We start from the raw sequence: 26,225 nt of genomic DNA on the forward strand, positions 1-26,225 counted from the left end.
AATGAGCGCGACTTCCGCGTTTGCTCAACCTGAGTTCTTCGCGTTGTGACCCTTTACAGACGCCGAACACTCAACGGAACGAACCAGTTTCCGTGGTTGCCGAAGGGGCGAGATCGGCGTTTCGAAAGCGATCAGCGAGCGCAAAGACGTCCGCACGCTCGATGATCAGATCGCGGAACAGTCGCGCCCGGTGTGACATCCATTGCGGGTCGGGATAGACGATGTGCATGGGCAGCGGCGGCACGAGAAAGTCGGGCAACACATGGACGAGACGGCCGGCCGCGATGTGCTCGGCGGTGCACCAGTTCGGCAGCACGGCGACGCCTATCCCCTCCGATGCAGCCAGCGTCATCACGTCCGCATCGTCGCACGTCATCGCCGGCGCGATGTCGACGACGTAACGGCCGGTTTCGGATTCGAACGTCCACTGGTTCTTCTGCGACAGGCGTGAGTAGGTGACGCAGGGCATGCGGCGCAGATGATCCGGCAACGAGGGTACCTGATGACGCGCAAGCAGCGCGGGCGCCGCCACCAGCAGGCGTTTAATGGTGCCCACCCGCCGCGCCACCAGCGAGCTCGAATTGAGGCTGCCGATCCGTATCGCAAGCTCGGTCCCGGTTTCGATGAGGTCGACAAATTGTTCGGTAAAACTGACGTCCAGCCGGACATCAGGATAGCGGCGGGTGTATTCGGCGAAGATCTCACGGAAGAAGAAGCGGCCGAACGACGTCGGCACCGTCATGCGCAACGTCCCTGACGGATTGCCGATCCGGCTCTGCGTCGGCGCGCCGGCGCTCTCGAGCAGCGCGACGATGTCCTTGGCGTACTTCAAGACGCGGTCGGCTTCCGGGGTCGGCCGCAGCTTGCGCGTGGTGCGCACGAACAGCCGGCAGCGAAACTCGGCTTCCAGCAGCGCGATGCGCTTGCTGATCGCGGGCTGACCCAAACCGAGGTCGTCGGCGGCCTGGGTGAAACTCCCTGCCTCCATCACCCGGATGAAGGTCTGCAGCGCCTCGATCCGGTCCATTCATTCCTCGCCGGAATTTATATTATTCTGACCATTCCATATACGGCATGGCTGGTCCGGTCTAGCCTTCCTGCGTTCAGGGGAGGACACGAATGAGCAAATCGATCGGCATTCTCGGGGCCGGCATCGGCGGCCTGCATCTGGCGCTCTACCTGCAGAAGCAGGGCATTGCGGCAACCGTGCTGACGGACCGCGCCCCGGAGCAGTATGCGGCGACACGGCTGATGAACACCGTCGCGCATCACAGCGTCACCATCGCGCGCGAGAACGAGCTTGGCGTGAACCACTGGGATGATCCCCAAGTGGTCTATCACCACCACGATCATTCCTTCAATTTCCCCGACGGCGGGCTCCTGTTCCGCGGAGCATTTCAGCGGCCGAGCCGCGCGGTGGATTATCGGATCTACCTGCCGGCCCTGATGAAGGACTTCGAGGATCGTGGCGGCCGCATCGAATATGCCAGCATTCAGGATGACGACATCCCCGCGCTGGTCTCCCGCTTCGACCTTCTCGTCGTCTCCACGGGCAAGGGAGCCCTCAGCCGCATGTTCGCTCACCGGCCCGAACTCTCTCCGTACACGCGGCCGCAGCGCCTGCTTTGCGTCGGCCTGTATGACGGCGTCGATCACGGCAGCCCCGATGGCGACGATCCGCGCGGCGTCACCCTGTCCGTCTCGCCCGGCCATGGCGAGATGATCGTCATTCCCACGCTGAGCTTCGGCGGGATGAAAACGGCGCTGTTGATGGAAAACATTCCAGGCGGCGACATGGCCGACCTGGTCTCGCTCAGCTACGATCCCAACCCGGCAGCATTCCGCCAGACCCTTCTGGACAAGCTGGAAAAGCATCATCCGCACACCTACGACCGCATCGACACGCACCGCTTCGGGCTGGCCCAGCCGCTCGACCTGCTGCAAGGCGCGGTGGTGCCGACGGTGCGGCAATCCTGGGTAGCTTTCGACGGCGACAAGCTCGCCATTGCCTTGGGCGACGTTCACTCCGTCGTCGATCCCTTGATGGGCCAGGGCGCCAACATGGCTTCATACGCGGCCTTCGAACTCGGCAAGGCGATCGCCGACGCGGTGGCATTCGATGCGCGCTTCGTCGAGGACGTCGACCGTGCGCGCGAGAACCGCGTGCTTGCCGCTGCCCGCTGGACCAACATGATGTTGCAGCCGCCATCGGAAGCCATGGGCCGGCTGATCTTCGCCATGTCGCAGGACCGGGAGCTTTGCGACGAGTTCACCGAGAACTTCAATTATCCGGAGCGCCAGTGGGATCGTCTGGCGAGCGACAAACGCATCCACGCCTGGATCGATAGAAGCGGCAGGATCGCCGCCTGACGACGAACCGCCGTACGGACTCAGTTCCGCTCCTTGGCGGATGCTGAACCATGTCTGAGAGGGAACACCAATGCATTGCCTGACCGTTCTTTACCCGACGCCCGACGATCCATCGGCCTTCAGGGCCTACTACGTCGACAAGCATGCCCCCCTGGCAGCGACGCTCCCTGGTCTGGTGCGTCATCATTACGCTTTCCCCCAACGACTCGGACCGGGGGAGGCGCCGTTCTGCATCTTCCAGGCATTCTTCTCCGATGCGGCTGCGATGGACGCGGCGCTCGGTTCGGAGATCGGCCGGAAGGTCGCAGCCGACGTGCCAAACTATTCGCCCAAGGGGGCGACACTCTGCCATTTCAAGATCGAAGGCGCGTAATGGGCCATCATGCCGAACCGGCCGGTTTTCGGGCAGCCGCATCGCGGTTCGCGACGGGCATTACCGTCGTCGCGACCGTCGATGAGGATGGCGCGCCGCTCGGCATGACCGCCAACAGCTTCACGACCGTTTCGGCAAACCCGCCGACGGTGCTTGTCTCTCTCATGCACGGGCGGACGTGGCAGGCTGTGGCCAGGTCCGGCGTCTATTCGGTCAATGTCCTGCATGCGGAAGACGCCGCGATCTGCGCGCACTTTGCCGGAAGGCCCTTGTTGCGCGACGCTCCGCCGCTCGTCGCTCGCCAAGGATTTTTCGTGCTCCCGCAGGCGATCGCGCAGTTCGCCTGCGAGGTGGTCCAATCGATCGATATCGCCGACCACACGCTCTTCATCGGCGAGGTGCGCTGGTGCCGGCACAATGAGGGAACGCCTCTCGCATTCTACGCCAGCCGTCTTCGAAGGGGCATGGGGATAGAAATCTCTTCCGCGGATAACGTTGCCTATCCCGGTGACGGATGGTGGACTTGAGACCTCTGTTGTTGCGCCAGGAGCCAAAGCGTCAGTCTTCTTCAATCCGAATTCCAGCCTCGCTCACAGCGCTCAGAATGCGGTCGATGTCTTCGGGGCTCAGTACACGGCCTTCACAAATCTGATTCAACTGATCGAATGTGATCTTGCCGCTCCGTTCGCCAATTTCGATGGCTCGTCGTATGATGTCCGGCACTAGCATGTTCTCACCTTTTCGGTCGCCCTACTGGGTTATCGCATTTGAGGGCTTTCGCTGCGGCCATCCTTCGAGACGCCCGCTTTGGGCGGGCTCCTCAGGATGAGGATCGAATGCGTGGCGGCAGTTTCAACGGGCACTGATGCTGATGAGCCTCATCCTGAGGAGGCGCGTTAGCGCCGCCTCGAAGGACGAGGCGTGCGCACCGGTCGCCGCCACGATTCATATGCGGTAGCAGCTATACCTTCCGCCGACCAATGCAACCCAGCGCATTGCAGATGATCCGCGCGACCGCAATCGCTCCAAGATTCTGCACATCGCGCTCGGGAACGAATTCGACGATGTCCAGGCCCACTATTCTGGACTTTGCCGCGACACCCCGTATGAGGTCGATAACGTCGAAATAAGACAGGCCGCCGGGCTGTGGGACGAGCACGCCGGGGATGACCGATGGATCGAGACCGTCGCAATCGATGGTCATCAGGCACTCGCCGTCATCCTCGATCGCGTCGAGCACGCTTGCGATCCCGTGATGCTGGACATGTCTTGCCGTGAAGATCTTCGCGCCCCACGCCTTTGCATCGTCGAATTCGGCGCGACCGGAGCCGCCGATGCCGCGCAAGCCGACCTGCACGATGCGCTTGACCCAGGGCAATTCGCTGGCGCGCCGCATCGTGCTGGAGAAGGTATAGCCCGATCCGTTTCGCTGATCCCGCCAATCAAGGTGGGCGTCGATCTGCACGACTGTCAGTCCCTTGCAGTCCTGGAACGCCTCGAAGAAAGGAATGGGGACGGAATCATCACCGCCCAGGAGGATCGGAACGGCGCCGACCGAAAGGACGGCCTGCGTGGCTGCTCTGATGGCATCACGGTTGCTCTCCGGCGTCATTGGGTCGGTCGGGACGTTTCCACCGTCCAAGACCCTCATTTTGCTCGGATCGAGCAGCTCGGCGTCCTGATCGAAATCCCAGCGGGTGAGATCGCTCTCATAGTGACGCAGCGCGCGACGGATGAAGTCGGGCGCTCTTGCGGCATGGCTGGTCTGACCTGCGAGGTACGGGGTGGCATCCGACGCGCCGAACAGGATCGCGTCAGCCGCCGGCGGTGGGGCGGTCAGGTCGCAGGCCTCAACACCTAGGAATGTCGTCATGTCGGGATGCACTACGCGTATCCATGGATCACCCGCGCGTCCGTCAACGTGCATCGCTCGACCGTGTTCCGGTCGGTATCTCGATGTCCCCTGGAATGCCGCTGTCACTTGGAGGGTCTTGAACGTCTGGAACTCTCATGCGTTAGTCGGCGGCGCCATCCGGCATGACGATGCGGCCACGGAGTTCGGTTCTTGCTCAGACTTTACAGGTGGCCGTCCGACGACTGGCACGGCATCGGCGCGGAAATGCCCACGGAGGTCATCTGGGCCGATCTTCTAAACGGTACCGACGAGGAAAAGCAGTTCGTCGAGCGGCTGCTCGGCATCCGCATTCCCTCGGAAGACTCGCTCAGCGAGATCGAGGCGTCGAGCCGCCTGATCTTCGACCACGGCACGCTCTATCTCAGTTCGCCCGCGGTCCGGGTCACCGAGGCCGACGAGGCCGAGATCACGCCGGTGGGCTTCGTCATCGGTCCGCATGTGCTGGTGACGGTGCGCTTCGCAGAGCTGCCGATCTTCGACGACATCGGCAAGCGCATCGGCTCCGATGACAGCCTGGAGAACGGCATGTGCGTGTTCGTCAGCCTGCTCGAGGCCATGATCGATCGCGGCGCCGATGTCCTGGAGCATCTCGGCGGCAAGGTCGATCAGCTTTCGCGGGGTGTCTTTAGGGGCGGCCTGGTGCGCACCCAGCGCCCGGTGCGCTCCAGCCGCAGGATGCGGGAGGCCCTGGAGACTGTCGGCGAGCTGGCCGACCGGCTCGCCAAGGCGCGCGATGTCCTGCTCGGGGTGGGCCGCGTTGCCGCGTTTGCCGGCGACGTCGGCAGCGAGTGGATCACGGCATCCTCGAAGAAGCGTCTGGAAGCCGTGTCCAAGGACGTCGTCTCGCTCAGCGATTACGAGACGCGATTGTCGGACAAGATCCAGCTGCTGCTCGATGCCGTGCTCGGCTTCATCAACATCCAGCAGAACGAGCTGTTCAAGATCCTGACGATCGTCTCAGTCGTCGGCGTGCCGCCAACCATCATGGTCGGCGTCTGGGGCATGAACTTCAAGCACATGCCCGAATTGGACTGGAGCTTCGGCTATCCGCTGGCCTGGCTCGCAATCATCGCCAGCGGCCTGTTGCCGCTGATCTGGTTCAAGCGGCGCGGCTGGTTCGAGTGATGGCAGCGGCGCATCGTTCAAACGATGCGCCGCTGCTCGATCATGCGGCCTTGGCGTCCGCCTTGCTGATCCAGTCGCGGGCGAGCGTCACGTCAGCTTGCGACAATTGATGGCCTGCCGGCAGCACCTTGTGGGTGACGCTCGCACCTGCCTGCGACAGCAGTGCGGCGAGCCGTGCCGAATTGCTCGCCGGCACGATTGGATCAGCCTGCCCGGAGAGCAGCAGCACCGGCTTGCCGCCGAGCGCAGCCTTGGGCGGATCCGACAACGGCACCATCGCGCGCAGCAGGATCGCGCCGGCCAGCACGTCCGGCTGCAGCAGCAACAGCGCGGCCGCGATGTTGGCGCCGTTGGAGAATCCGACTGCGATCGGCGCGGCGAGGCCGTAGCGTTGCCGCGCCTCTGTGACGAACTCGCCCAGCTCGTGCGCGCGACGGCGCACGTCCTCCTCGTCGAACACGCCTTCGGCGAGACGGCGGAAGAAGCGCGGCATGCCGTGCTCGAGCACGCGGCCGCGCGGCGAAAGCAGGGCAGAGCCGGGCGAGATCATCTGGCCGAGGCCGAGTAGGTCGTTCTCGTCGCCGCCGGTGCCGTGCAGCAGCAGCAGAGGTGGAGAGCCCGCGTCGCCTGCGGGCTCGAAGCGATGGATGAATGCAGTCTCCGTCATGACGCGGTCTCTTCCAGATTCGGCAGAACGCCCTCGATCTGCTTGCGGTGCGGTTCGAGGAAAGCAGGCAGCTTCAGCTCGCGCCCGAGGCTCGCCACGGGCTCGTCGACCGCGAAGCCGGGGATGTCGGTCGCGATCTCGAACAGCACGCCGCCAGGCTCGCGGAAGTAGATCGAGCGGAAGTAGTTGCGGTCGCGCTGCTCGGTCGGGTGCAGGCCGTGATTGCTCACGAGCTTCGCGGCCATCTGGCCCTGTGCGGCATCGTCGGCGGCACGGAAGGCGATGTGATGCACCGAGCCGCCGCCCTGATGGCCCCGCAGGAAGCCCTTGGCCTCGTAGATGTCGACGACGCTGCCCTCGGCATCGCCGGGTGCCTTGAAGCGGATCACCGAGCCCTCGCGCCCGGTCTCCTTGAAGCCGAACACGTCGGTGAGGATGGAAGCCGTCTTCGCCGCGCTGTCGAGCAGCAGGGTCACGCCGTGGAAGCCGCGGATCGCATGCTCGGCCGGCACGTCGCCATTGCTCCAACCCGGCTCATTCTCGGCGCCGGGAATGCCGACTAGCGCGAGCGCCATGCCATCAGGATCGGTGAACGGCAGGACGGACTCGCCGAAGCGCTTCTCCAGCGCCTCGTACCGAATGCCCTTCTCGATGAAGCGCTGCGTCCAGTAGCCGAGCGAGCGCTGCGGAACGCGGAAGGCGGTCTGATGGGTCTCGCCGACGCCGCGGCGCCCGGCCGAGACGCCGGCCCACGGAAAGAAGGTCAGGATGGTGCCGGGGCGGCCGGTCTCGTCGCCGTAATAGAAGTGGTAGGTGCCGGGATCGTCGAAATTGACCGTCTTCTTGACGAAGCGCAGGCCGAGATCCCGCGTGTAGAAGCCGAAATTGCGGATGGGATCGCCGGCGATCGCGGTGACATGGTGCAGTCCAGACATTGTCGTCCTCCAGGTTCGGGGAGCGGTCTTGCTCTGGCCGGAAATATCGTTCCGCTTTAGATTGGAGACAATCCATGCAAATATGACGGCTATGTCTACGATTTGGAAACAGTCGACGGGGCGATCCCTTGGATAAGCTCGGCAGCCTCCGGGCCTTCGTGAAGGTGGTGGAAAGCGGCAGCTTTGCCGAGGCCGGCCGGCAGCTGCGGCTGTCGCGCTCGGCGATCAGCAAATACATCGCCGACCTCGAGGAGAGCCTCGGGGTCCAGCTTCTGAACCGCACCACAAGGCACGCCAGCCCGACCGAGAACGGCCAGCGCTATTTCGAGCGCGCGGTCGTGATCCTCTCGGAGATCGAGGCGGCGGACCAGGCGGTGACGCAGGCGCAATCGGCGCCGCGGGGACTGCTCCGCGTCAACGCGCCGATGTCGTTCGGCACGATGCGCCTCGGGCCCGTGCTCGCCGATTTCATGGCGCGCTTCCCGGAGCTGCAGCTCCAGATCGTGCTCAGCGACGATCTGCTCGATCCCGTGCAGGACGGCTTTGACGTGACCTTGCGGATTGCGGAGCTGGAATCGTCCAGCCTGATCGCGCGCAAGATCATGCCGGTGGCGCGCATGATCTGTGCGTCGCCGGATTATCTCGCCCGGCACGGCACGCCAAAACATCCGCAGGATTTGCGCGAGCATGCTTCGCTGACCTACGGCTTCCTGCTGACGGGCAATCAATGGAAGCTCACCGGCCGCGACGGCGATCACTGGATCCAGCCGGCATGGTCGCTCTGCGTCAACAATGCCGAGGTGCTGCGCGACGTCGCAGTCAAGGGCAGGGGGCTCGCGCTGCTGCCGGAGTTCATTGCGGCCGATGCGTTGCGGAAAGGCGAGTTGCGGACAGTGCTGGATGATTATTCCGCGCCGCCGCTAGCGCTCTATGCGGTCTATCCGCCGACGCGGCATCTGTCGGTGAAGGTGCGGCTGTTCATCGATTTTCTGGTGGAGCGGTTCGGGCGGGAGGATGAGGAAGTTGGCGGGCGCAGACGTGCGGAGGCTGGGTCGTGAAGCCACGAATCTGCCGGGGCAACGGCTCGCAGCGCCAGTCTAGGGACTCTGCCGCTGAAATTGTGAGTGGCATGGGTTCTCCCATTGTCAGCGTTGTTGACAGTGATTCCTCGGAGTTACTCTTGCGCGAATGATAAGATGAAGTCCGGCAACCAGCAGAGGCCATGATGATTGTGCCTCTGCTGAGAGTCCCGCGCAGTGGCTGGATAAGATTATATCGCAACGGAGACTTGAACTTTCTTCCCGTGGCTTGAGACTCATATTCGCGTCCCGACTTCGCCTCAGGACAGAGAGAGTTCAGCCGCTGTCGGGCGTTGCCGAGGGCTCTCTTCCGTGCCACCGCGAAGAGCCTGGCTCGATGAGTCGCCCGCACTTCTCGACTTGGTTTCAACAAGCGCAGGAGGAAGCTATGCGGAAGTCTCTCACCTTTTTCCTTTCTGGTGTGGCATTGGCCGTCGCGGCGTCAACCGCCGTAGCCGGTGAGCGGGTGCTCGAGTTCAAGCTCGTCACCAAGCCGCTCGACCTCAAGGTCATAGAGGCCGCAAACGTTGAAGGACAGACGGTCGTGTCCGGGAAATTCTTCGGAGTGGCCGTCTTCAGCGATGGCCGTATCGGCGTGAAAGAGTTCATCAATAGTTCGGACCAGCTCAAAGGGTCTGGCCCCTTCTTCGGCTATAGCACTTACACGTTCGAGGAAGGCTCGATTACGGCGCGCTACACCGGATCGGCCAAAGACGGCAAATCGACGGGCGAATACACGATTCTGTCGGGCACTGGTGCCTACGCGAATGCAACGGGTACGGGAACCATCGAAAGCGCGCCGAACCCATTCAAGGGTGTCAACCTGCTCAACATAAAGCTGGTCGTTAAAACTTCGGGCTCGTGATAGCGAATGCTAACAGGTCCCGCACGAAGGTGGTTGATCTCTTGGGGGGCGCGCTGCCCCGGCCGGAAACACAGCGCCGGCCGGGCGACCTGCTGAAGAACCGGCTGGAGTCGTGGGATTGATCTTTCCGCTTGGCCAGCCGCTGGTGCCGCAGGAGAGAACGCTTGGGAGCTCCGACCTGCGCAAATCTAGCTGACAGATTGCTGTCCGGCAGGTTCAAGCAGATCATTCAGCGCTTGCATCGACGCCTGTCGAATCTCGGCGAGTTCGCGTGCGGCACTGTCGAGTTCGGCAGGTGACATCGCGGGTGCCGCCAGCTCGACGTCGCGGCTGCGCTCGAACAGGCGGACGAGGCCGAGCGCACTTGCCGCGCTGCCAAGTTGATGCGCGGATCGTGCGAGGTGCTTGTGATCGCCCGCCGCCGCGGCGTCGGCGATGTCGTGGATCAATCGTTCTCCCGTCTGCTGGAGCAGATGGTGGAGCTTGTCGATTTGCGCGGCGCCCAGCAGCTCCCGCTGGTCGTCGAGGAAAGGCCGATCGATCAGTTCGGTCGCCGGGCGTTGCGCGGCTGCCGGCTCGGCCACCAGATCATCCTCGATCGCCTCGCGCAGCGCGTTGACCAGGATCGGCTTGCTGACGACCTTGGCGATGCCGGCGCCGGCAAGCCGATCGCGGGCGCGGCCGGAGACGTCGGCGGTCACGGCGATGAGGCGCGGCATCTTGGCAAGTCCGAGCTCGCCGATCCGGAAGGCCGCCTCCACGCCGTCCATGTCGGGCATGTGCAGATCCATCAGGATGACGTCGAAGGCCTGATCGCGGGCGAGCTCGACGGCTGCGGCGCCGTTCCTGGCGATCGTCGTGTGGTGGCCGAGCCGGTGCAGGATCGCTGCGCCGACCTCGCAATTGACGGGGTCATCGTCGACCAGAAGCACGCGGAGCTGCCGCGACGGCGGCGCAAGCGCGCCTTGCGCCACGCTGCTTCCGGCAAGCCCGAGCGGCACTTCGAGCGTGAACGTGCTGCCCGCGCCGGGCGCGCTCTCGACCTTGAGCTCGCCGCGCATCAGGCGGGTGAGACGGCGCGCGATCGCAAGGCCGAGGCCGGTGCCGCCGAAGCGACGCGCGATGCTGTCGTCGGCCTGGACGAAATCCTCGAAAATCCGCTCGTGCAGCCCGGGCGCGATGCCGATGCCGGTGTCGCGCACGATGATGCACAGCAGGAGGTGATCGCCGCGCCGCTCGGTTGCCGCGCTCACGCCGATGCCGCCGCTCGGGGTGAACTTGATCGCGTTGCCGATCAGGTTGAGCAGGATGCGGTTGAGCCTGACGGGATCGCCATGCGCGGCGGTGTCGACCGTGTCATCGCAGGCGAGATCGAAGCTCAGGCCCTTGTCGAGGGCTTGCGGACGCATCAGGTCGCCGGCGGCTTCGATCAACTGGTCGAGACGGAAGTCGCGCGTCTCCAGCATTTCCGTGCTGGCCTCGAGACGCGCATATTCCAGCACCGCATCGACCAGCGCGATCAGCGTTTCGCCCGACGCCGCCGCGGTGGCAAGATGGCGGCGCTGGGCCTCGCTGAGGCTGCCGTCGTCCAAGAGTTGCAGCACGCCCATGACGCCGTTGAGCGGCGTGCGCAACTCATGGCTGACGACGGCGAGGAAGCGCGACTTGGTCTCATTGGCCGCGACCGCCGCGCGGCGCGCGCGCTCGGCGGCGTCGTGCTCGGCGAGCGCGTGGTCGCGGGCCTTCTCCAGCTCGGAGGTGCGCTCGATCACCTTGCGCTCGAGCGTGGCGTAGGATTCGCGCAAATGCGCCGCCATGCGGTTGAACTGCTCGCCGAGCGCCTCCAGCTCGTCGCCGGTCTTGATCGCGAGCCGCGAGTTGAGGTCGCCGCTGCCGATCCGCCTGGCTCCTTGGGTCAGCAGCTGGATCGGCACGGTCATGCGCCGGCTGAGAATGAGCGAGACCAGCACCGCGCAGGCGAGCAGGATCACGAGCAGGAAGGTCGAGCGGCCGATCGAGGCATAGATCGGCGCGTAGGCTTCGGTAAGCGGCAGCTCGACGAACACCAGCCAGCCGAGCGAGGGCACGGTCGCATAGGTCGACAGCACGCGCTGGCCGGAGAGATCCTCCTTGACGAGGCCGCCCGAAGGCGGCCCGATGCCGTCGAGCGCGGCGCGGACGTCGGCATGGCCGGAGAGATCGCTGCGCTGGAGCGCCCGCCATAAATCGGGATGCGCGATCAACACGCCCATGCGGTCGACGACATAGGCCTTGCCGGTGTTGCCGACCCTGATTCCCGTGACGAGGTCCCAGATGAAGCGCAGATTGACCTCGGCGACGATCACATCGGGAGCGCGCCCGGTGCCGCGCGTGGCGAGCGTCATGAAGGGCTCGGTGTCGCCGAAGAAATAGACGGGACCGTAATAGGCCCGGCTGTCATTGGCACCGCGGAAGGCGGCTGAAGCGGAGAGATCGGCGTTGCTGCCGACCTTGTCGGCGATCCGGCGCGATACGCGCAGCTGCTCGCGGCCTTCCGAATTGAGCTGGGCGATCTCCGCGATCGCAGGCGAGAGGCGCAGGAGGCGGATGGCGTTCAGCCGCTCGTCCTCGTGGGTCGACAGCTCCGGCGGCAGGCGCGCGAGCCACCTGATCTGGTTCTCGATCTGGCCGATGAACTGGCCGATCTGAATCGCTGCGGAGGCGGCCTGTTCGCGCTGGGTCGCCGCCAGCAGCTGCTTCTGCTCGCGATAGGAGAACCAGACGTCGAAGCTGGTGTTGATGGCGAGCGCGGCGAAGGCGAGGGCGACGATCGAGTAGAGATATTTCCTGAACAGCCGGCCGGAAGGCGTGCGCGAAGGTTCCTGGTCGCCGGGATCGTTCACTCGCGGATCTCGTCGGCGCGCGCGAGCAGCGTGAACGGGATCGTCAAGCCGAACGAGCGGGCGACCGTGCGGTTGATCAACAGCTCGTATTTGCGCGGCGATTGCACTGGAAGGTCGCCGGGCTTGGTGCCGCGCAGGATCAGGTCGACGTAATCGGCCGAGCGCACCTCGAGCGTTGGGCCGTAGCTCATCAGCCCGCCGGCATCGATGAAGTAATGGAACGGATAGATCGTGGGCACGCGGTATTTGGCGGCGGCCGCGACCACCGCCTTGCGGTTGACCACGAGGAAGCTGTCGACCAGCGCCACCATCGCCGCCTTGGGCAGTTCGGAAAAGCGCTTGACGGCGTCGTCGATCTCCGCGGGCGCGTTGACGGGCGCGGGGATCACGGAGACGCCGGATGCGGCAGCCTCCTGCTCGATCGATTCGAGGAAGAAGCGTCCGCCGCGCGGGGTGGTCGCGGGGTTGAACAGGATGCCGACCCGCGCGACGTCGGGCACGGCCTCGCGGATCAGCTGGAGCCACTTGCCGCCCATCTCGGCGCTGCTGTTGGTGAAGCCGGTGGCGTTGCCGCGGGGATGCGCGAGGCTTTCGACGAAGCCGTTGCCGACCGGATCGTTCGCGGTCGCAAACACGACCGGGATGGCCTTGGTGGCGGCAAGGACGGCGGCGGTCTCGATCGTCGACCCCGTCAGGATCACGTCCGGTTGGAGGTCGAGCAATTCCTGGACGGCCATCTTCAACCTGTCCGGCGCGCCGAAGGTGGAACGGAGCTCGAGGCGGAAGTTGACGCCTTCGACCCAGCCGCGCTGCCGCAAGCCGGCGACGAGGTTGCCCAGGCGAGAGCTTGCGCTGTCGATCATGCCGCGTCTGGTCAGCTCGTCGTCGAGCGGCAATGCGGTGAGTGAGGCGACGATCCGCATGCGATTGTCGGTTGCGCCGAGCGCGATCCATCCCGCGACCGACGCAGTCGCGAGGCGAATGAAGCCGCGGCGATTGACCGCCGAGGAAACGAAAGATCGCCCCGTCATGGACTAAGTTGCACGATCGCCTTGCTTTGCTCGATGCTTAGCGCGAAAGCGGGGGGCCCACAATCGGCGAAAGGCGCATGTGAATGTTCGTTCGCAGGCTTTCGATCCGGCGCCCGGCGCCCGGCGGCCTAGCGCCGCAGCGTGAACGCGTCCGCGCTGCGCCGTTGCTCCCATTTCGCCTGCTCCAGCTCGGGCCGGTCGCACTCGATCTCGGGATAGCCGATGCAGAGATAGGCGATGAACTTCCAGCTGTCAGGCACGTCGAGAACAGCGTGCATGCGCGCAGGGTTCAGTATCGACACCCAGCCGAGGCCGATGCCCTCGGCGCGGGCGGCGAGCCACATCGCGGTGATGGCGGCGACCACGGAATATTCCGTCGTTTCAGGCATGGTCGCGCGGCCGAGGCCGTGGCCGATGTCGCTGCCCTTGTCGGCGAACACGGCAAGATGGCCGGGCGCCTGCTCGAGGCCGGACAGTTTCAAGGTGGCATAGCGTGCGGCGCGGTCGCCGGAGTAGCAGCTCAGCGCGTCGGCATTGCACGTCCTGAAATCTTCGACCACGGCGCGGCGCGTTGCAGTATCATTGACGATCACGAAGCGCCAGGGCTGGCTGAGGCCGACCGAAGGCGAGAGGCAGGCGGTCTCGATCAGGCGATCGATCGCCCCCTCCGGCAGCGGATCGCTGCGGAAGCGGCGCACGTCGCGGCGCCACACGAACAGCTCGCGTAAGTGCTGGCGGAAGCTATCGTCGAACTCGACCATGAGGTCATCGCCCCATTTGGAAGGACGCCGCCACCAGCAGGATCAGGATCTCGCCCGTCTGCTCGAACGCGCCGAGGATGTCGCCGGTCTGCCCCCCGATTTGGCGGATGGCAAGCCGCGCCAGCAGCAGGCCGGCCAGTGACAGCAGGATCAGGCCGACCAGCGCCTTGCCCGGCCCCAACGTCAGGGCAAGCGCAAGCGTTCCAAGCGCGAAGGCTATGGCCACGCTGCGCCCGGGCGGCGCCCCGGCGCCGGCAGAGAGGCCATCAGGCCGCGCCGACGGGACTAGCGACATGAAGGCCGGCAGGCCGGCACGGGCAGCAACGTGCGCCGCGCACAGCGCGAGCATGACGGCCCATGGATTTGCGATCGTCGCAAGCGCGCTCCAGCGTAGGCCGAACGATAGGATCAGGGCGCAGACGCCATAGGTCCCGATCCGGCTGTCGCGCATGATCTCGAGCTTGCGCTCGCGCGTGCGGCCGCCGCCGAGGCCGTCCGCGGTGTCGGCAAGTCCGTCCTCGTGCAGCGCGCCGGTGATGAGGGCGGTCGTGGCTAGCACGAGGAGGGCGGCAAGGCTCGGCGTCAGTCCGAAGCGAATGGCGATCTTGTAAGTGAGGGCGCCGGCGAGGCCGACCAGCAGTCCCGCGACCGGCAGCGCCCACATTGCCCGCGCAACGGCGCCGTCGCCCGCAGGCTTCGAGAATGCCACCGGCAGGATCGTCACGAACGATGTCGCCATCTTAAGATCGGCGAGGATGTCCTTGAGGTGCTCGGCGCGCGGGATCATTTCAGCTTCAACGGCAGGCCGGCGACGACGAACTCGACCTCGTCGGCGACACCGGCAATGATCTGGTTCATGATTCCGGCGGCATCGCGGAAGCTGCGCGCCAGCGCGTTGTCGGGCACTATGCCGAGGCCGACCTCGTTGGTGACGAGCACGACGGGGCTGTTGAGGCGGGGCAGCGTGTCGGCGAGCTCTCTCACCTCTCGCTCCCAATCGCGCGCCGCATGCATCAGGTTGGAGAGCCACAGCGTCAGGCAGTCCACCAGCCTCGCGCCGCCACCTTCGGTCGAGAGCAGCGCGGGCACGAGATCGAGCGGCACCTCGCGCTCGATCCAATCGGCTCCGCGCCGCGCGCGATGTCTTGCGATGCGTTCCTGCATTTCGCCGTCGAGCGCCTCGGCCGTCGCGACGTAGACGGGCTGGCCGGCAAAGCTGCGCGCGCGCGCCTCCGCCCGGGTGCTCTTGCCCGATCGCGCCCCGCCGGTGATCAAGATGATGGCCATAAAGGTCTCCTGCCGCAGCACTAATCATCAAACGCGGCCAAAGACAAAGCCGAAATCAGGCAGCGAGGGGCTTGCGCTCGGCCGCCGTCTTGCGCAACAGGGGCGGGACAGGAGCTGGATGTGGACTTTGCGGGCGCGATGGTGGTGGCGATGGCGGTGGATGCCCTTCTGGGCTGGCCGGCGTGGCTGTTCGCGCGGATCGGGCATCCCGTCACCTGGCTGGGCGGGCTGATTGCCGGCATCGACACCGCCTTGAATCGCGCGTCCGATCCGCCGGCGTTGCGCCGAGCCGCGGGCGTCGCCGGCGCGCTTGCGGTGATCGCGCTCTCCGCGGCGCTCGGCTGGGCGCTGCAATCACTGCTTCCTTCGGGCTGGATCCAGATCGTGCTGATTGGCATCCTGGCCTGGCCATTGGTCGCGCTGCGCTCGCTGCACGATCATGTCGCTGCCGTGGCCACGCCCTTGCTGGCCGGCGACGTCGCCGCCGCGCGCGAAGCGGTCTCGCGCATCGTCGGCCGCGATCCCGCAAGCCTCGATCAAGCCGGCATCGCGCGCGCGGCGATCGAGAGCCTTGCCGAAAACGCCTCCGACGGCATCGTCGCGCCGGTGTTCTGGGGCGCACTGTTGGGCTTGCCCGGCATCCTCGGCTACAAGGCGATCAACACGCTGGACTCCATGATCGGCCATCGCAGCGAACGCCACGAAGCCTTCGGCTGGGCGGCAGCGCGCATCGACGACGTCGCCAATTTCGTCCCGGCGCGGCTGACCGGATTCCTGTTCGTGCTGCTGGCACCGCAGCGGTCGGAATCATTGGCCTGCATGACGCGCGATGCGCGCCGGCATCGCTCGCCCAATGCCGGTTGGCCGGAAGCGGCCATGGCCGGCGGACTCGGTGTGCGGCTCAGCGGTCCCCGCATCTATCACGGCAGCGCGACCGAAGAGCCCTGGCTGAACGAAGGCGCGCGCGATCCGCGCGCCGCCGACATCGTCGAGGCGCTGACGGTCTATCGCCGCGCCATGCTGCTGGTCGCAGGCCTGCTTGCGATCCTGGCTTTCGCGTGAAACAACGGGGCATGCGCGAGCACGGTGGAAATCTGGACCAGGCCCAGCGGCGTTTCGGCGGACGCGCAGAGGATTGGATCGATCTGTCGACCGGGATCAACCGGCTGCCGTATCCCGTGGGCGAGGTGAGCGCGCGCGCGTGGAGCGCGCTGCCATCACGCGCCGAGATCGAGGCATTGCATCAGGCGGCGCGGCACGGCTACCGCACGAGCGCACCGATCGTTGCGATGGGCGGTGCTCAGGCCGCCATTCAATTGCTGCCGCAACTCGCGGCGCCCGGGCGCGCGCGTATCCTCGCGCCGACCTACAATGAATATGCCGGCGTCCTGTCGGCCGCCGGCCGGGACGTCCAGGAGGTTGCCGAGCTCGATGCGCTGGCGGGTGCGGACCTCGCCATCGTCGTCAATCCCAACAATCCCGACGGGCGGTGCCATTCGCGCAAGGATCTGCTCGCGCTGTTGCCGCGCGTCGGCCGTCTCGTCGTAGACGAGAGCTTTGCGGACCCGATTCCGCAATTGTCGCTTGCACCCGACGCGGATCGACCGGGACTGTTGATCCTGCGGTCGTTCGGAAAGTTTTATGGCTTGGCCGGCCTGCGGCTCGGCTTCGCCATCGGTCATGCCGCCGACATCGACAAGCTTGCCGCCGTGTCGGGTCCATGGCCTGTTTCGGGCGCGGCGATCGAAATCGGCTGTCGTGCCTTGCGCGATCAGACTTGGGCCGAGGCGACGTCGGCGCGGCTCGCGCGCGACTGTGTTCGCCTCGATGCAATGGCGCATTCGCGAAGCTGGCGGCTCATCGGCGGCACACCGCTGTTTCGCTTGTACGAAACGGCCGACGCGGTGGCTGCGCAGGAGAGGCTCGCGCGCAGCCACATCTGGTCCCGCGTGTTCGCGCAACAGCCGACATGGCTGCGCCTCGGGCTCCCCGGCAGCGAAGCCGAATGGACGCGCCTTGCCGAGGCCCTAGCGCGCTAGCGCGAGCAGGCCTTCGACGTCGAGATGCTTTTCGATGTGATCGGCCAGCGCCTCGAGCGCGCTTTCGACGCTGGCGTGATAGGGCTCGTCGCCTGCGGGAATGTCGAGTTTGGCGAGGTAGGCCTTGCGGAAATCATCCGACGTGAACAGGCCGTGCAGATAGCTGCCCTGCACACGACCATCCCTTGAGATCGCGCCTTCCGGCTCGCCGTCGAGCTTTGCGAAGGGGCGGGCGCGATCCGGGCCGTCGGTGCGGCCGATGTGGATCTCGTAAGCCTGGATCGGCTGATCCGTCGCCGCGTGCACGGCCGCAACGCGCGTGAGGGTCTTTTGCGGGCTCATCACCGTCTCGATATCGAGAAGCCCGAGGCCCGGCGTGTCGCCCGCAGGCCCCTCGATGCCTTCGGGGTCGGCGACGCTGCGTCCCAGCATCTGATAGCCGCCGCAGAGGCCGAGCACATGGCCGCCCCTGCGGTAATGCGCGAACAGGTCGACGTCCCAGCCCTGCGCGCGCAGGAAGGCGAGGTCGCCGCGGGTGGATTTTGAGCCAGGGATGATCACGAGCCTGGCATCGCCGGGAATGGCTTCGCCCGGACGCACCATCACGAGATCGACACCCGGCTCGAGCTTGAGCGGATCGAGATCGTCGAAATTGGCGATGCGCGATAGCGCCAGGCAGGCGATCTTGCATTGGCCCGGCTTGCGCGCATCGCGCAGGCCGAGCGCGTCTTCGGCCGGCAGCTCGCCGGCCCGCGGAAACCAGGGCAGCACGCCGAGGCCGCGCCATGCGGTCTTTTGCTCGATCAGCCTGTAGCCGTCGTCGAACAGCGTGGGATCGCCGCGGAACTTGTTGATGACGAAGCCAGAGATCATCGCGGCATCGTCGGGGTCGATCACCGTCCTGATGCCGACCAGCTGGGCGATGACACCGCCACGGTCGATGTCGCCGACCAGCACGACCGGCACATTCGCCTTGCGGGCAAAGCCCATATTGGCGATGTCGGACTTGCGCAAATTCACCTCGGCCGGGCTGCCGGCGCCTTCGACCAGCACCAGATCGGCGCGCTCCTTCAGCCGTTCGAAACTCTCCAGCACCGCGCCCATCAGCGACGGTTTCATCGCCGCGTAGTCGCGCGCGCGTGCGGTCGCGATGCGCTTGCCGTGGACCACGACCTGCGCCCCGACATCGGTCTCGGGCTTGAGCAGCACCGGGTTCATGTCGGTGTGCGGCTCGACGCCGGCGGCGAGCGCCTGCAGCGCCTGGGCGCGGCCGATCTCGCCGCCGTCGACCGTGACCGCGGCATTGTTCGACATGTTCTGCGGCTTGAACGGCAGCACCCGCAGACCGTGGCGCGCGAAGGCGCGCGCGAGGCCGGCGACGATGAGCGACTTGCCCACGTCCGAGCCGGCTCCCTGGATCATCAGCGCGCGTGCCATGATGACTTCAGAACTCGACGCCGGCCTGCGCCTTGATGCCGGAGCGGAACGGATGCTTCACGAGCGTCATCTCGGTGACGAGATCGGCGATCTCGACCAACTCGTCCTTGGCGTTGCGACCGGTGAGCACGACATGCGTCATCGCAGGCTTTTGCGTCGTCAGGAATTCGACGACTTCGGCGATGTCGAGATAGTCGTAGCGCAGCGCGATGTTGATCTCGTCGAGCACGACCATGCGCAGCCGCTCGTCGAGGATCAGCTCCTTGGCTTTCTCCCAGCCGGCGCGCGCGGCAGCGATGTCGCGGGTGCGGTCTTGGGTCTCCCAGGTGAAGCCTTCGCCCATCGCATGGAACTGACAGAGTTCGCCGAAATGGTCGGTGAGCAGGCGCCGTTCGCCCGTATCCCAGGCACCCTTGATGAATTGCACCACCGCACAAGGGAAGCCATGCGCGACGCAGCGGACGATCATGCCGAAAGCCGAGGAGGATTTGCCCTTGCCGGCGCCGGTATGGACGATGATCAGGCCCTTTTCGCCGCTCTTGGTCGCCATGATCTTGTCGCGAGCGGCCTTCTTCTTCGCCATTTTGGCGGCGTGGCGGGCGTCGGTTTCCTCGGTCGTGTGGGTTTCCGGTTCAGGCGTCATCGGTCCCGGTCCTTCGGCTTGACAAGTGGCGGCCACCGGCAAATGGTGGCCTGGCGTTGGTTCCTGTCCTATGACAGGCGAAGAGGGAATGCGATAGGGTCCGAATCCGCAAAGATTTGGGTCCAAACTGCAGCCGCCCCCGCGACCGTGACCGGAGAGATGCCCGAAGCCACTGATTCCTTTTGGGATCGGGAAGGCGGGGATCGAAGGGCCAAAACCCTGCTCCGCAAGCCGGGAGACCTGCCAGCGCGGACGAGTTTTGGACCGGCGGACGGGGTGTTCCGCGACGGGGAAGCGGGCCTTCAGGAGAATGGTCCGTGCGCCTCATCGCCTCCCGCTGTTATCTGGAAGAGGCGATGACCGTCACACTTCATGTCTGCATCACCTGCCGCGCCGGCCAGACGCTTGGCGAGGGCGAGACGACGCCCGGCAAGCGCCTGCATGGCGCGATTCTCGAGGCCGGCGTGCCCGAGGGCGTCAGCGTGGTTCCCGTCGAATGCCTGTCGGCGTGCAGCCAGGGCTGCTCGGTCGCGCTCAGCGCGCCCGGCCGCTGGTCCTATGTCTATGGCCGCCTGTCCGATGCGAATGCGCAGGACGTGGTCGCAGGTGCTGCGGCCTACGCGGCGGCGCCCGACGGCATCGTGCCATGGCGCAGCCGTCCCGAAATCTTCCGCAAGCAGTCGCTTGCCCGTATTCCCCCTGTTACCGTCGTGCCGGAGGCCGCTGAATGAACTCGCTCGCAAAAGTCCCGGTTACGGTGGTCACGGGTTTCCTGGGCTCCGGCAAGACGACGCTGATCCAGCATCTGCTCAGCAATGCCGGCGGCAAGAAGCTCGCGGTGCTCGTCAACGAGTTCGGCAGCGAGGGCGTCGACGGCGAGATCCTGAAGTCCTGCGCCGATGCGAATTGCCCGGAGGAGAACATCGTCGAGCTCGCCAATGGCTGCATCTGCTGCACCGTCGCCGACGATTTCATTCCGACCATGGAGCGGTTGCTGGCGCGGCCGGTGCGGCCCGATCACATCCTGATCGAGACCTCGGGCCTGGCGCTGCCGAAGCCGCTGCTGAAGGCGTTCGACTGGCCGGAGATCCGCTCGCGCATCACGGTCGACGGCGTGATCGCGCTGGCCGATGCCGAGGCTGTCGCCGCCGGCCGCTTCGCGCCGGATCCGGCTGCGGTGGAAGCGCAGCGCGCGGCGGACGACAATCTCGATCACGAAACGCCGCTGTCGGAAGTGTTCGAGGACCAGATCGCCTGCGCCGACATCGTGCTGCTGACCAAGGCCGATCTTGCGGGCGCAGCCGGAATCGAAGCCGCAAAAGCGGCGATCACCGCCGAGATGCCGCGCCGCGTGCCGATGCTGCCGGTCACCGACGGTGCGATCGATGCGCGCGTCATTCTCGGCCTCGGCGCTGCCGCCGAGAATGATCTCGCCGCGCGGCCATCGCATCATGACGGCGAGGAGGAGCACGAGCACGATGATTTTGCCTCGGTCGTGATTGACCTTCCGGAGGTCGCCGACATCGACGCGCTGGTCGCATCGGTCCAGAAACTGGCGCGCGAGCAGAACGTGCTGCGGGCGAAGGGGTACATCGCGGTCGCTGGCAAGCCGATGCGCCTGTTGTTGCAGGCGGTCGGCGAGCGGGTGCGCCATCAGTTCGACAAGCCATGGGGCGCGGGTCTCAGACAGTCGAAGCTCGTCGTGATCGGCGAGCATGGCGATATCGACGAGGCCGCCATCAAGGCAGGACTTGGTCTTTCAGGATCTGGCATCTGATGCACGTCGTCTTCCGCGAGAGCCGCGGTCTCGAGGAGACCGCGACGCCAAGAGACATCGGCCAGGACCCGGCCGATCTCGTGGTGCTCTCGTATTCGGATTCCGATTTGGCCGCGTTTGCGGCCGGCTGGCGCCGCGGTCGGGGCAGCCTGCCGTCGCTGCGGCTGGCCAATCTCGCGGAGCTGCGTCATCCGCTGTCGGTCGACACCTATATCGAACGGACGCTGTCGCAGGCGCGGGGCATATTGGTGCGCCTGATCGGCGGGGAGTCCTATTGGGCATACGGGCTCGCGGCGCTCCAGCAACTCGCGCAAGAGCGCAACATCGTGCTCGCCGTGCTGCCGGCGGACGGCCGCGACGACGCGCGGCTGGATGCGTACTCGACCCTGCCGGTCTCGACGCTGCGGCGGCTCAAGGTGCTCTGCGACTCCGGTGGCCCGGTCGCCGCGCAAGCCGCGATCGCGCAGCTCGCGCTGGCCTCGGGCCTCTATGCCGGCCCGGTCATCGGCGAGATGACCGTGCCCGAGATGGGATTCTACGATCCCGCGCGCGGCGTCATTGCCGCGCCGGCGGGCGGCGAGGGCAAGCCGCGCGCACTCGTGACGTTCTATCGCTCCTATCTCACGGCCGCCGATACCGGGCCGGTCGACGCCTTGATTGCCGCGTTGCGCGAGAAGGGATTTGACGCCTACGGTGTGTTCGTCACCTCGCTGAAGGCGCCGGGCGTTGCCGACTGGCTGCGCGCGCATCTGGCGCAACATCCTGCGGCGGCGATCGTCAATGCGACGGCGTTCTCGGCCCTTGGCGATGACGGCACGACGCCGTTCGATGCCGCGTCCTGTCCGGTGTTCCAGGTCGCGCTCTCGACGGCGCGGCGCGAGGATTGGGCGGAATCACTGCGTGGCCTGTCGCCCGGCGATCTCGCGATGCATGTCGTGCTGCCGGAGGTCGACGGCCGCCTGTTCGCAGGCGTGGTGAGTTTCAAATCGGCCGGTCAGCGCGATCCCGATCTGCAATTCGCGCATCTAGCGCACAGGCCCGACGAAGAGCGCGTCAACGCCGTTGCCACGCGCGTCGCGGCTTGGCGTCGCCTCGCGGAGAAGCCCGCCGGCGAGAAGCGGCTGGCGATCGTGCTGTCGAACTATCCGGGCCGGCCGCATCAGATCGCGCACGCCGTCGGGCTCGACGCGCTGGCGTCGGTCGAGGCGTTGATCTCCGATCTCGCGGAGGTCGGCTTCGACGTTGCGCCGGTCGATGCGCTCGGCGCAAAACTATTGAAGCAGAGCTTGACCTGGAGCGTCGCCGAATATCGCACGGGGCTGGCGCGCCTGCCGCAATCCTTGCAGGACGATCTCGTGCAGGCCTGGGGCGCACCGGAGAACGATCCGAGCTGCCGCGACGGCGCGTTCTACTTCGCTGCGATCCAATGCGGCCGGTCGATCATCGCAGTCCAGCCCGAGCGCGGCGATGCGGCCTCGCGCGATGCCGATTATCACGATCTCGCCCGCACGCCGCGCCACGCCTATGTCGCGTTCTATCTCTGGCTCCGGCAGCAAGGCTGCGATGCCGCCGTGCACATGGGCGCGCACGGCACGCTGGAATGGCTGCCCGGAAAATCCGTGGCGCTGTCGCAAGTGTGCTGGCCGGAAGCGCTGATCGGCGACCTGCCCGTCATTTATCCCTTCATCGTCAACGATCCCGGCGAGGCCGCGCAGGCCAAGCGGCGCATCGGCGCGGTCACGATCGGCCATCTGCCGCCGCCGCTTGAGACATCCGCGGTGCCGGAGGGGCTTCGTCGGCTCGAACGGCTGCTCGACGAATATTCGACCGCTGACGGTCTCGATCCCGCCCGTCGCCAGCGCCTGATCGCGTCGATCCGCGACGAGGCGCGCGCGGCGGGCTTCGAAGACGATCTCGGCCTCGATGCAATGGCCGCACCGGCCGAAGCCATCCCGCGGATCGACCGCTTCGTCTGCGACCTCAAGGAGAGCCAGTTCGGCGATGGCCTGCACGTGTTCGGCCGCGGTGCCTGCGGCGAAGCGGAACGCGATGCATTGCGTTCCGCGCTCGCTGGCAAACGCGTCGCGCCGGGGCCGTCGGGCTCCCCGTATCGCGGACGTCAGGATGTGCTGCCGACCGGGCGCAATCTCTTCGCCGTCGACCCGCGTGCGGTGCCGACACCGTCGGCGCATGCGCAGGGGATAAAACTCGCCGAAGAGCTGCTGCGCCGTCACTTGCAGGATCACGGCGACTGGCCGAAGGGCCTCGTGGTGGATCTCTGGGGCTCGGCGACGATGCGCACCGCAGGCGAAGAGTTCGCGATGGCGTTGCATCTGGCCGGCCTCGCGCCGCGCTGGGATCACGCTTCCGGCCGTGTCACCGGTTACGACATCATCGCCCCGGCCGAGCTCGGCCGTCCGCGCATCGACGTCACGCTGCGCGTATCCGGCCTGTTCCGCGATGTCTTCGCAGGGCTCGCGCAATTGTTCGAAGCCGCCGCCGAGGCGCTCGCCGCGCGCGAGGACGAGGGCGATGAGAATCCCTATCGCCAGCGTGCGTCCCGCGTGTTCGCGCCGCGGCCGGGACAATACGGCGTCGGCCTGTTGGCGATCCCGGATGCCTTCACGCCGGAGACGCGCGAGGCCGCGGGCGAAGCCTGGCTGTCGGCATCGTCGTGGGCGTTTTCGGCCGATGGCGCGATGCAGCCCGATCGCGCTGGTATCGAACAGCGTCTCGCGTCCGCCGATGCTTTTGTCCATGTCCAGGACTTGCCCGAAACCGATCTGCTGCTCGCCGCCGACTATGCCGCGCATGAGGCAGGCATCGCCGCGGCAGCCGCGCACCTCGGGGCAGGCGTGCCGTCGCTCTATCACCTCGATGCGACGCGGCCCGGCGAGCCGCATGCGCGCACGCTGACGGAAGAGATCTCGCGCGTCGTTCGTGCCCGCGCGGCCAATCCGGCCTGGATCGCCGGCATGATGCGCCACGGTTTCCGCGGCGCCGCCGAGATCACCGCGACGCTGGAGCACATGGCCGCCTTTGCGTATCTCGCCGGCGCCGTGCCGCCGCATCTGTTCGACCTCTATTACGACGCGACACTCGGCAACGACGACGTCCGCGCCTTCATGGCGCGCGAAAATCCGTCCGCACTCGCCGCAATGGAAACCTGCTTCACGCGCCTGCACGAGGGCTCGCTCTGGCGAACACGTCGCAATTCGATTGCGGCAGCGCTGCGGGAGGCCTCATGAGCGCGACCACGGTCAAGGGTTGGTGTCCCGGCGCGCTGCGCCCGATGCAATCGGGCGACGGGCTCGTGGTGCGCGTGCGTCCGTTCGGGGGACGCCTTGAAGCACCACAAATCTCCGGGCTTGCGGAACTCGCCGAGCGCTTCGGCAACAGTCTGATCGACGTCACGAGCCGGGCCAATCTGCAGATCAGGGGCGTCCAGGAGGACGGCCATCGGCCGCTGCTCGATGGTCTTGCGCAGCTCCAGCTGCTCGATCCCGACGCCGACATCGAAGCCAGGCGCAACATCCTGGTGACGCCGTTCTGGGGCAGCGGCGACGAAACGCAGTCGCTCGCCGCCGAGCTCGAGGAGGCGCTTGCCAATTCCGGCCTGGCGCTTCCCACCAAGTTCGGCTTCGCCATCGATGACGGGCGGTCGCGTGTTCTCGCTGGCGATTCCGCCGACATCCGCATCGAGCGCGACCGCTCGGGCGGTCTCCTGGTGCGGGCCGATGGCGCCAAGCTCGGTCGTTCCGTTGAACGCGGACAGGCCGTGAGCGCGGCGCTGGCGCTCGCAAGCTGGTTCATCATCTCCGGCGGTGCAAACGGCGGGCGAGGGCGCATGGCAGCCCACATCGCATCCGGCGCCGTGTTGCCTCAATCCTTGCGCGGCGAGACCGAGCCTGCGCCGGTGATGGCCGCGGTGCGTCCCGGGCACTATCCGCAAGGCGCAATGGTCGGGGTGGCGTTCGGGCAGATGCTGCACGCGACGCTGCATCAATTCTCTGCTTGCGGCCATGCGCTGCGCATGACGCCCTGGCGGATGGTGCTGAGCGAGGGCAAGCGCGAGATGCCGAGCGCGGCGGGGCTCATCACCAGGCCCCATGATCCGGCGCTGCGCGTCATCGCCTGCAGCGGCGCGCCGCGTTGCCGCGAAGGCCATGCCGATACGCGCGCGCTGGCCGCGGCGCTGGCGCCGCGCATCCCCGCCGACGCGCGACTCCACGTCTCCGGCTGCGGCAAGGGCTGCGCCCATTCCGGCGCGGCTGCGGTTACCCTGATTGCGACGCGCGCCGGGTTCGATCTCGTCCGCGACGGCTCGACCCGCGACGCGCCGGTCCTGCGCGGGCTGAACGGCGCCGACATCGTCAGCGATCCCTCCATCCTGGTCGGAGGGAACTGATGCCGCACACCTACGAGACCGACGGCGCTGTGATCTACCGGCAATCCTTTGCCACCATCCGGGCCGAGGCCGATCTCGCGCGCTTCACGTCGGACGAGGAGCAGGTGGTGGTGCGGATGATCCATGCCGCCGGGATGGTTGGCCTCGAGGCGCATATCCGCTTCACCCCTGATATGGCGATTGCCGCGCGCGCGGCCTTGCAGAAGGGGGCGCCGATCCTGTGCGACGCGCGCATGGTGTCCGAAGGCATTACGCGGGCAAGACTGCCCGCGGCCAATGCCGTGATCTGCACGCTCGGCGATCCCGCCGTGCCCGCGCTGGCGCAGTCCATGCGCAACACGCGCTCGGCCGCGGCCCTGGAGCTGTGGCGGCCGCATCTTGATGGCGCGATCATCGCGATCGGCAATGCACCGACCGCGCTGTTTCATCTGCTCAACATGCTGGAGGATCGCGACTGCCCGCGGCCGGCTGCGATCATCGGCTGTCCGGTCGGCTTCGTCGGCGCGGCCGAATCCAAGGCCGCGCTGATGGCCGATCCGCCGGCACCGGCGCTCACCGTCGAAGGCCGCCTCGGCGGCTCCGCCATCACGGTTGCTGCTGTGAACGCGCTGGCAAGCCGGAGCGAATAGCC

Annotated in this window: 25 protein-coding genes and 1 riboswitch; of the genes, 13 read left to right on the plus strand and 12 right to left on the minus strand. The window is 66.3% G+C overall.

Going from position 1 to position 26,225, the window contains the following annotated elements; genetic code table 11:
* Positions 1 to 70 precede the first annotated feature (70 nt).
* Entirely contained in the window at positions 71 to 1,027 is a 957-nt protein-coding gene (locus I6F37_RS32060) for a LysR family transcriptional regulator (RefSeq protein ID WP_225153712.1), read from the minus strand.
* A gap of 92 nt (positions 1,028 to 1,119) precedes the next feature.
* On the opposite strand from I6F37_RS32060, the gene styA reads away from it, so the two are divergent.
* From styA to I6F37_RS32075, 3 genes are all read left to right on the plus strand, one after another.
* The gene (gene styA / locus I6F37_RS32065) at positions 1,120 to 2,370 is read left to right on the plus strand and encodes a styrene monooxygenase subunit StyA (protein WP_225153714.1); all 1,251 of its coding nucleotides are present in this window, start codon (positions 1,120 to 1,122) and stop codon (positions 2,368 to 2,370) included.
* 70 nt (positions 2,371 to 2,440) lie between these two features.
* Positions 2,441 to 2,743, plus strand: a complete 303-nt coding sequence (locus I6F37_RS32070) for an EthD family reductase (RefSeq protein WP_057030019.1) — start codon at positions 2,441 to 2,443, stop codon at positions 2,741 to 2,743.
* Entirely contained in the window at positions 2,743 to 3,270 is a 528-nt protein-coding gene (locus tag I6F37_RS32075) for a flavin reductase family protein (protein ID WP_225149798.1), read from the plus strand. Before I6F37_RS32070 ends, I6F37_RS32075 begins: the two co-directional genes overlap by 1 nt.
* A 31-nt stretch (positions 3,271 to 3,301) precedes the next feature.
* Here the strand turns inward: I6F37_RS32075 and I6F37_RS32080 are convergent, their stop codons facing one another.
* Together I6F37_RS32080 and I6F37_RS32085 are read right to left on the minus strand one after the other, a co-directional pair.
* On the minus strand, positions 3,302 to 3,472 hold the full coding sequence (locus I6F37_RS32080; RefSeq protein ID WP_036005446.1) for an RNA polymerase sigma factor region1.1 domain-containing protein: 171 nt from the start codon (positions 3,470 to 3,472) through the stop codon (positions 3,302 to 3,304).
* Between the two features lie 232 nt (positions 3,473 to 3,704).
* Complete coding sequence (locus I6F37_RS32085) at positions 3,705 to 4,724, minus strand: arginase family protein (RefSeq protein ID WP_225153716.1); 1,020 nt, start codon at positions 4,722 to 4,724, stop codon at positions 3,705 to 3,707.
* Between the two features lie 84 nt (positions 4,725 to 4,808).
* On the opposite strand from I6F37_RS32085, the gene I6F37_RS32090 reads away from it, so the two are divergent.
* Positions 4,809 to 5,783 carry a magnesium transporter CorA family protein gene (locus tag I6F37_RS32090; RefSeq protein WP_036005440.1) on the plus strand — a complete coding sequence of 325 codons (975 nt, stop codon included), beginning with the start codon at positions 4,809 to 4,811 and terminating at the stop codon, positions 5,781 to 5,783.
* A 40-nt stretch (positions 5,784 to 5,823) separates the two neighbouring features.
* Here the strand turns inward: I6F37_RS32090 and I6F37_RS32095 are convergent, their stop codons facing one another.
* The gene (locus I6F37_RS32095) at positions 5,824 to 6,450 is read right to left on the minus strand and encodes an alpha/beta hydrolase (RefSeq protein WP_036005438.1); all 627 of its coding nucleotides are present in this window, start codon (positions 6,448 to 6,450) and stop codon (positions 5,824 to 5,826) included.
* The gene (locus I6F37_RS32100) at positions 6,447 to 7,385 is read right to left on the minus strand and encodes a ring-cleaving dioxygenase (protein ID WP_036005435.1); all 939 of its coding nucleotides are present in this window, start codon (positions 7,383 to 7,385) and stop codon (positions 6,447 to 6,449) included. The genes I6F37_RS32095 and I6F37_RS32100 overlap by 4 nt, the downstream gene beginning before the upstream one ends.
* Positions 7,386 to 7,513: 128 nt before the next feature.
* Between I6F37_RS32100 and I6F37_RS32105 the strand changes: the two genes are divergently transcribed.
* Positions 7,514 to 8,443 (plus strand): LysR family transcriptional regulator, encoded by a 930-nt coding sequence (locus tag I6F37_RS32105; protein WP_225111814.1) that lies wholly within the window; start codon positions 7,514 to 7,516, stop codon positions 8,441 to 8,443.
* A 358-nt stretch (positions 8,444 to 8,801) separates the two neighbouring features.
* Positions 8,802 to 9,329: a DUF3224 domain-containing protein gene (locus I6F37_RS32110; RefSeq protein ID WP_225153718.1), complete on the plus strand. Its 528-nt coding sequence runs from the start codon at positions 8,802 to 8,804 to the stop codon at positions 9,327 to 9,329.
* Between the two features lie 188 nt (positions 9,330 to 9,517).
* Here the strand turns inward: I6F37_RS32110 and I6F37_RS32115 are convergent, their stop codons facing one another.
* From I6F37_RS32115 to cobU, 5 genes are all read right to left on the minus strand, one after another.
* Positions 9,518 to 12,211 (minus strand): hybrid sensor histidine kinase/response regulator, encoded by a 2,694-nt coding sequence (locus I6F37_RS32115; RefSeq protein WP_225111816.1) that lies wholly within the window; start codon positions 12,209 to 12,211, stop codon positions 9,518 to 9,520.
* Entirely contained in the window at positions 12,208 to 13,242 is a 1,035-nt protein-coding gene (locus I6F37_RS32120; protein ID WP_036023477.1) for an ABC transporter substrate-binding protein, read from the minus strand. Before I6F37_RS32120 ends, I6F37_RS32115 begins: the two co-directional genes overlap by 4 nt.
* Before the next feature lie 128 nt (positions 13,243 to 13,370).
* The gene (gene bluB / locus I6F37_RS32125) at positions 13,371 to 14,003 is read right to left on the minus strand and encodes a 5,6-dimethylbenzimidazole synthase (protein ID WP_036034966.1); all 633 of its coding nucleotides are present in this window, start codon (positions 14,001 to 14,003) and stop codon (positions 13,371 to 13,373) included.
* Between the two features lie 4 nt (positions 14,004 to 14,007).
* Positions 14,008 to 14,790: an adenosylcobinamide-GDP ribazoletransferase gene (gene cobS, locus I6F37_RS32130; RefSeq protein ID WP_036023483.1), complete on the minus strand. Its 783-nt coding sequence runs from the start codon at positions 14,788 to 14,790 to the stop codon at positions 14,008 to 14,010.
* Positions 14,787 to 15,290, minus strand: a complete 504-nt coding sequence (gene cobU / locus I6F37_RS32135; RefSeq protein ID WP_036023498.1) for a bifunctional adenosylcobinamide kinase/adenosylcobinamide-phosphate guanylyltransferase — start codon at positions 15,288 to 15,290, stop codon at positions 14,787 to 14,789. Before cobU ends, cobS begins: the two co-directional genes overlap by 4 nt.
* Before the next feature lie 120 nt (positions 15,291 to 15,410).
* Here cobU and cbiB point away from each other — a divergent pair, with 120 nt between their 5' ends.
* Entirely contained in the window at positions 15,411 to 16,352 is a 942-nt protein-coding gene (gene cbiB / locus I6F37_RS32140; RefSeq protein ID WP_036023485.1) for an adenosylcobinamide-phosphate synthase CbiB, read from the plus strand.
* A gap of 11 nt (positions 16,353 to 16,363) precedes the next feature.
* Entirely contained in the window at positions 16,364 to 17,329 is a 966-nt protein-coding gene (gene cobD, locus I6F37_RS32145; RefSeq protein WP_074448202.1) for a threonine-phosphate decarboxylase CobD, read from the plus strand.
* Here the strand turns inward: cobD and I6F37_RS32150 are convergent.
* Both I6F37_RS32150 and cobO read right to left on the minus strand, forming a co-directional pair.
* A complete protein-coding gene (locus I6F37_RS32150) occupies positions 17,318 to 18,766 on the minus strand; it encodes a cobyric acid synthase (protein WP_225111817.1) in 1,449 nt (482 codons plus the stop codon). The two genes, cobD and I6F37_RS32150, sit on opposite strands and share 12 nt — an antisense overlap.
* Positions 18,767 to 18,773: 7 nt before the next feature.
* On the minus strand, positions 18,774 to 19,409 hold the full coding sequence (gene cobO / locus I6F37_RS32155) for a cob(I)yrinic acid a,c-diamide adenosyltransferase (protein WP_036005397.1): 636 nt from the start codon (positions 19,407 to 19,409) through the stop codon (positions 18,774 to 18,776).
* A 40-nt stretch (positions 19,410 to 19,449) separates the two neighbouring features.
* Positions 19,450 to 19,672, plus strand: a riboswitch (cobalamin riboswitch).
* 93 nt (positions 19,673 to 19,765) lie between these two features.
* Between cobO and I6F37_RS32160 the strand changes: the two genes are divergently transcribed.
* The 5 genes from I6F37_RS32160 to I6F37_RS32180 are packed head-to-tail and all read left to right on the plus strand — an operon-like array spanning position 19,766 to position 26,223.
* Entirely contained in the window at positions 19,766 to 20,140 is a 375-nt protein-coding gene (locus I6F37_RS32160; RefSeq protein WP_036005458.1) for a DUF1636 domain-containing protein, read from the plus strand.
* The gene (gene cobW / locus I6F37_RS32165) at positions 20,137 to 21,186 is read left to right on the plus strand and encodes a cobalamin biosynthesis protein CobW (RefSeq protein WP_225153720.1); all 1,050 of its coding nucleotides are present in this window, start codon (positions 20,137 to 20,139) and stop codon (positions 21,184 to 21,186) included. Before I6F37_RS32160 ends, cobW begins: the two co-directional genes overlap by 4 nt.
* The gene (gene cobN / locus I6F37_RS32170; protein WP_225153722.1) at positions 21,186 to 24,434 is read left to right on the plus strand and encodes a cobaltochelatase subunit CobN; all 3,249 of its coding nucleotides are present in this window, start codon (positions 21,186 to 21,188) and stop codon (positions 24,432 to 24,434) included. The genes cobW and cobN overlap by 1 nt, the downstream gene beginning before the upstream one ends.
* Positions 24,431 to 25,594, plus strand: coding sequence for a precorrin-3B synthase (gene cobG, locus I6F37_RS32175; RefSeq protein WP_225153725.1), 1,164 nt, complete (start codon positions 24,431 to 24,433; stop codon positions 25,592 to 25,594). Before cobN ends, cobG begins: the two co-directional genes overlap by 4 nt.
* Positions 25,594 to 26,223, plus strand: a complete 630-nt coding sequence (locus I6F37_RS32180; RefSeq protein WP_036005374.1) for a precorrin-8X methylmutase — start codon at positions 25,594 to 25,596, stop codon at positions 26,221 to 26,223. Before cobG ends, I6F37_RS32180 begins: the two co-directional genes overlap by 1 nt.
* The last annotated feature ends 2 nt before the right edge of the window (positions 26,224 to 26,225 follow it).

Origin of the sequence: Bradyrhizobium sp. NBAIM08, assembly GCF_020193935.1 — a bacterium.
Taxonomy (GTDB): Bacteria; Pseudomonadota; Alphaproteobacteria; order Rhizobiales; family Xanthobacteraceae; genus Bradyrhizobium; species Bradyrhizobium yuanmingense.

What these genes read in the sequence shown, in the direction of transcription:
- cobO (WP_036005397.1), bottom strand. Translation starts at nt 19,409, where the DNA reads ATGACGCCTGAACCGGAAACCCACACGACCGAGGAAACCGACGCCCGC.
- I6F37_RS32110 (WP_225153718.1), top strand. Translation starts at nt 8,802, where the DNA reads ATGAGTCGCCCGCACTTCTCGACTTGGTTTCAACAAGCGCAGGAGGAA.
- I6F37_RS32075 (WP_225149798.1), top strand. Translation starts at nt 2,743, where the DNA reads ATGGGCCATCATGCCGAACCGGCCGGTTTTCGGGCAGCCGCATCGCGG.
- I6F37_RS32160 (WP_036005458.1), top strand. Translation starts at nt 19,766, where the DNA reads ATGACCGTCACACTTCATGTCTGCATCACCTGCCGCGCCGGCCAGACG.
- I6F37_RS32180 (WP_036005374.1), top strand. Translation starts at nt 25,594, where the DNA reads ATGCCGCACACCTACGAGACCGACGGCGCTGTGATCTACCGGCAATCC.
- I6F37_RS32100 (WP_036005435.1), bottom strand. Translation starts at nt 7,385, where the DNA reads ATGTCTGGACTGCACCATGTCACCGCGATCGCCGGCGATCCCATCCGC.
- I6F37_RS32080 (WP_036005446.1), bottom strand. Translation starts at nt 3,472, where the DNA reads ATGCTAGTGCCGGACATCATACGACGAGCCATCGAAATTGGCGAACGG.
- cobS (WP_036023483.1), bottom strand. Translation starts at nt 14,790, where the DNA reads ATGATCCCGCGCGCCGAGCACCTCAAGGACATCCTCGCCGATCTTAAG.
- cobW (WP_225153720.1), top strand. Translation starts at nt 20,137, where the DNA reads ATGAACTCGCTCGCAAAAGTCCCGGTTACGGTGGTCACGGGTTTCCTG.
- I6F37_RS32095 (WP_036005438.1), bottom strand. Translation starts at nt 6,450, where the DNA reads ATGACGGAGACTGCATTCATCCATCGCTTCGAGCCCGCAGGCGACGCG.
- bluB (WP_036034966.1), bottom strand. Translation starts at nt 14,003, where the DNA reads ATGGTCGAGTTCGACGATAGCTTCCGCCAGCACTTACGCGAGCTGTTC.
- cobG (WP_225153725.1), top strand. Translation starts at nt 24,431, where the DNA reads ATGAGCGCGACCACGGTCAAGGGTTGGTGTCCCGGCGCGCTGCGCCCG.
- cobU (WP_036023498.1), bottom strand. Translation starts at nt 15,290, where the DNA reads ATGGCCATCATCTTGATCACCGGCGGGGCGCGATCGGGCAAGAGCACC.
- I6F37_RS32120 (WP_036023477.1), bottom strand. Translation starts at nt 13,242, where the DNA reads ATGACGGGGCGATCTTTCGTTTCCTCGGCGGTCAATCGCCGCGGCTTC.
- cobN (WP_225153722.1), top strand. Translation starts at nt 21,186, where the DNA reads ATGCACGTCGTCTTCCGCGAGAGCCGCGGTCTCGAGGAGACCGCGACG.
- I6F37_RS32070 (WP_057030019.1), top strand. Translation starts at nt 2,441, where the DNA reads ATGCATTGCCTGACCGTTCTTTACCCGACGCCCGACGATCCATCGGCC.
- styA (WP_225153714.1), top strand. Translation starts at nt 1,120, where the DNA reads ATGAGCAAATCGATCGGCATTCTCGGGGCCGGCATCGGCGGCCTGCAT.
- cobD (WP_074448202.1), top strand. Translation starts at nt 16,364, where the DNA reads ATGCGCGAGCACGGTGGAAATCTGGACCAGGCCCAGCGGCGTTTCGGC.
- I6F37_RS32150 (WP_225111817.1), bottom strand. Translation starts at nt 18,766, where the DNA reads ATGGCACGCGCGCTGATGATCCAGGGAGCCGGCTCGGACGTGGGCAAG.
- I6F37_RS32060 (WP_225153712.1), bottom strand. Translation starts at nt 1,027, where the DNA reads ATGGACCGGATCGAGGCGCTGCAGACCTTCATCCGGGTGATGGAGGCA.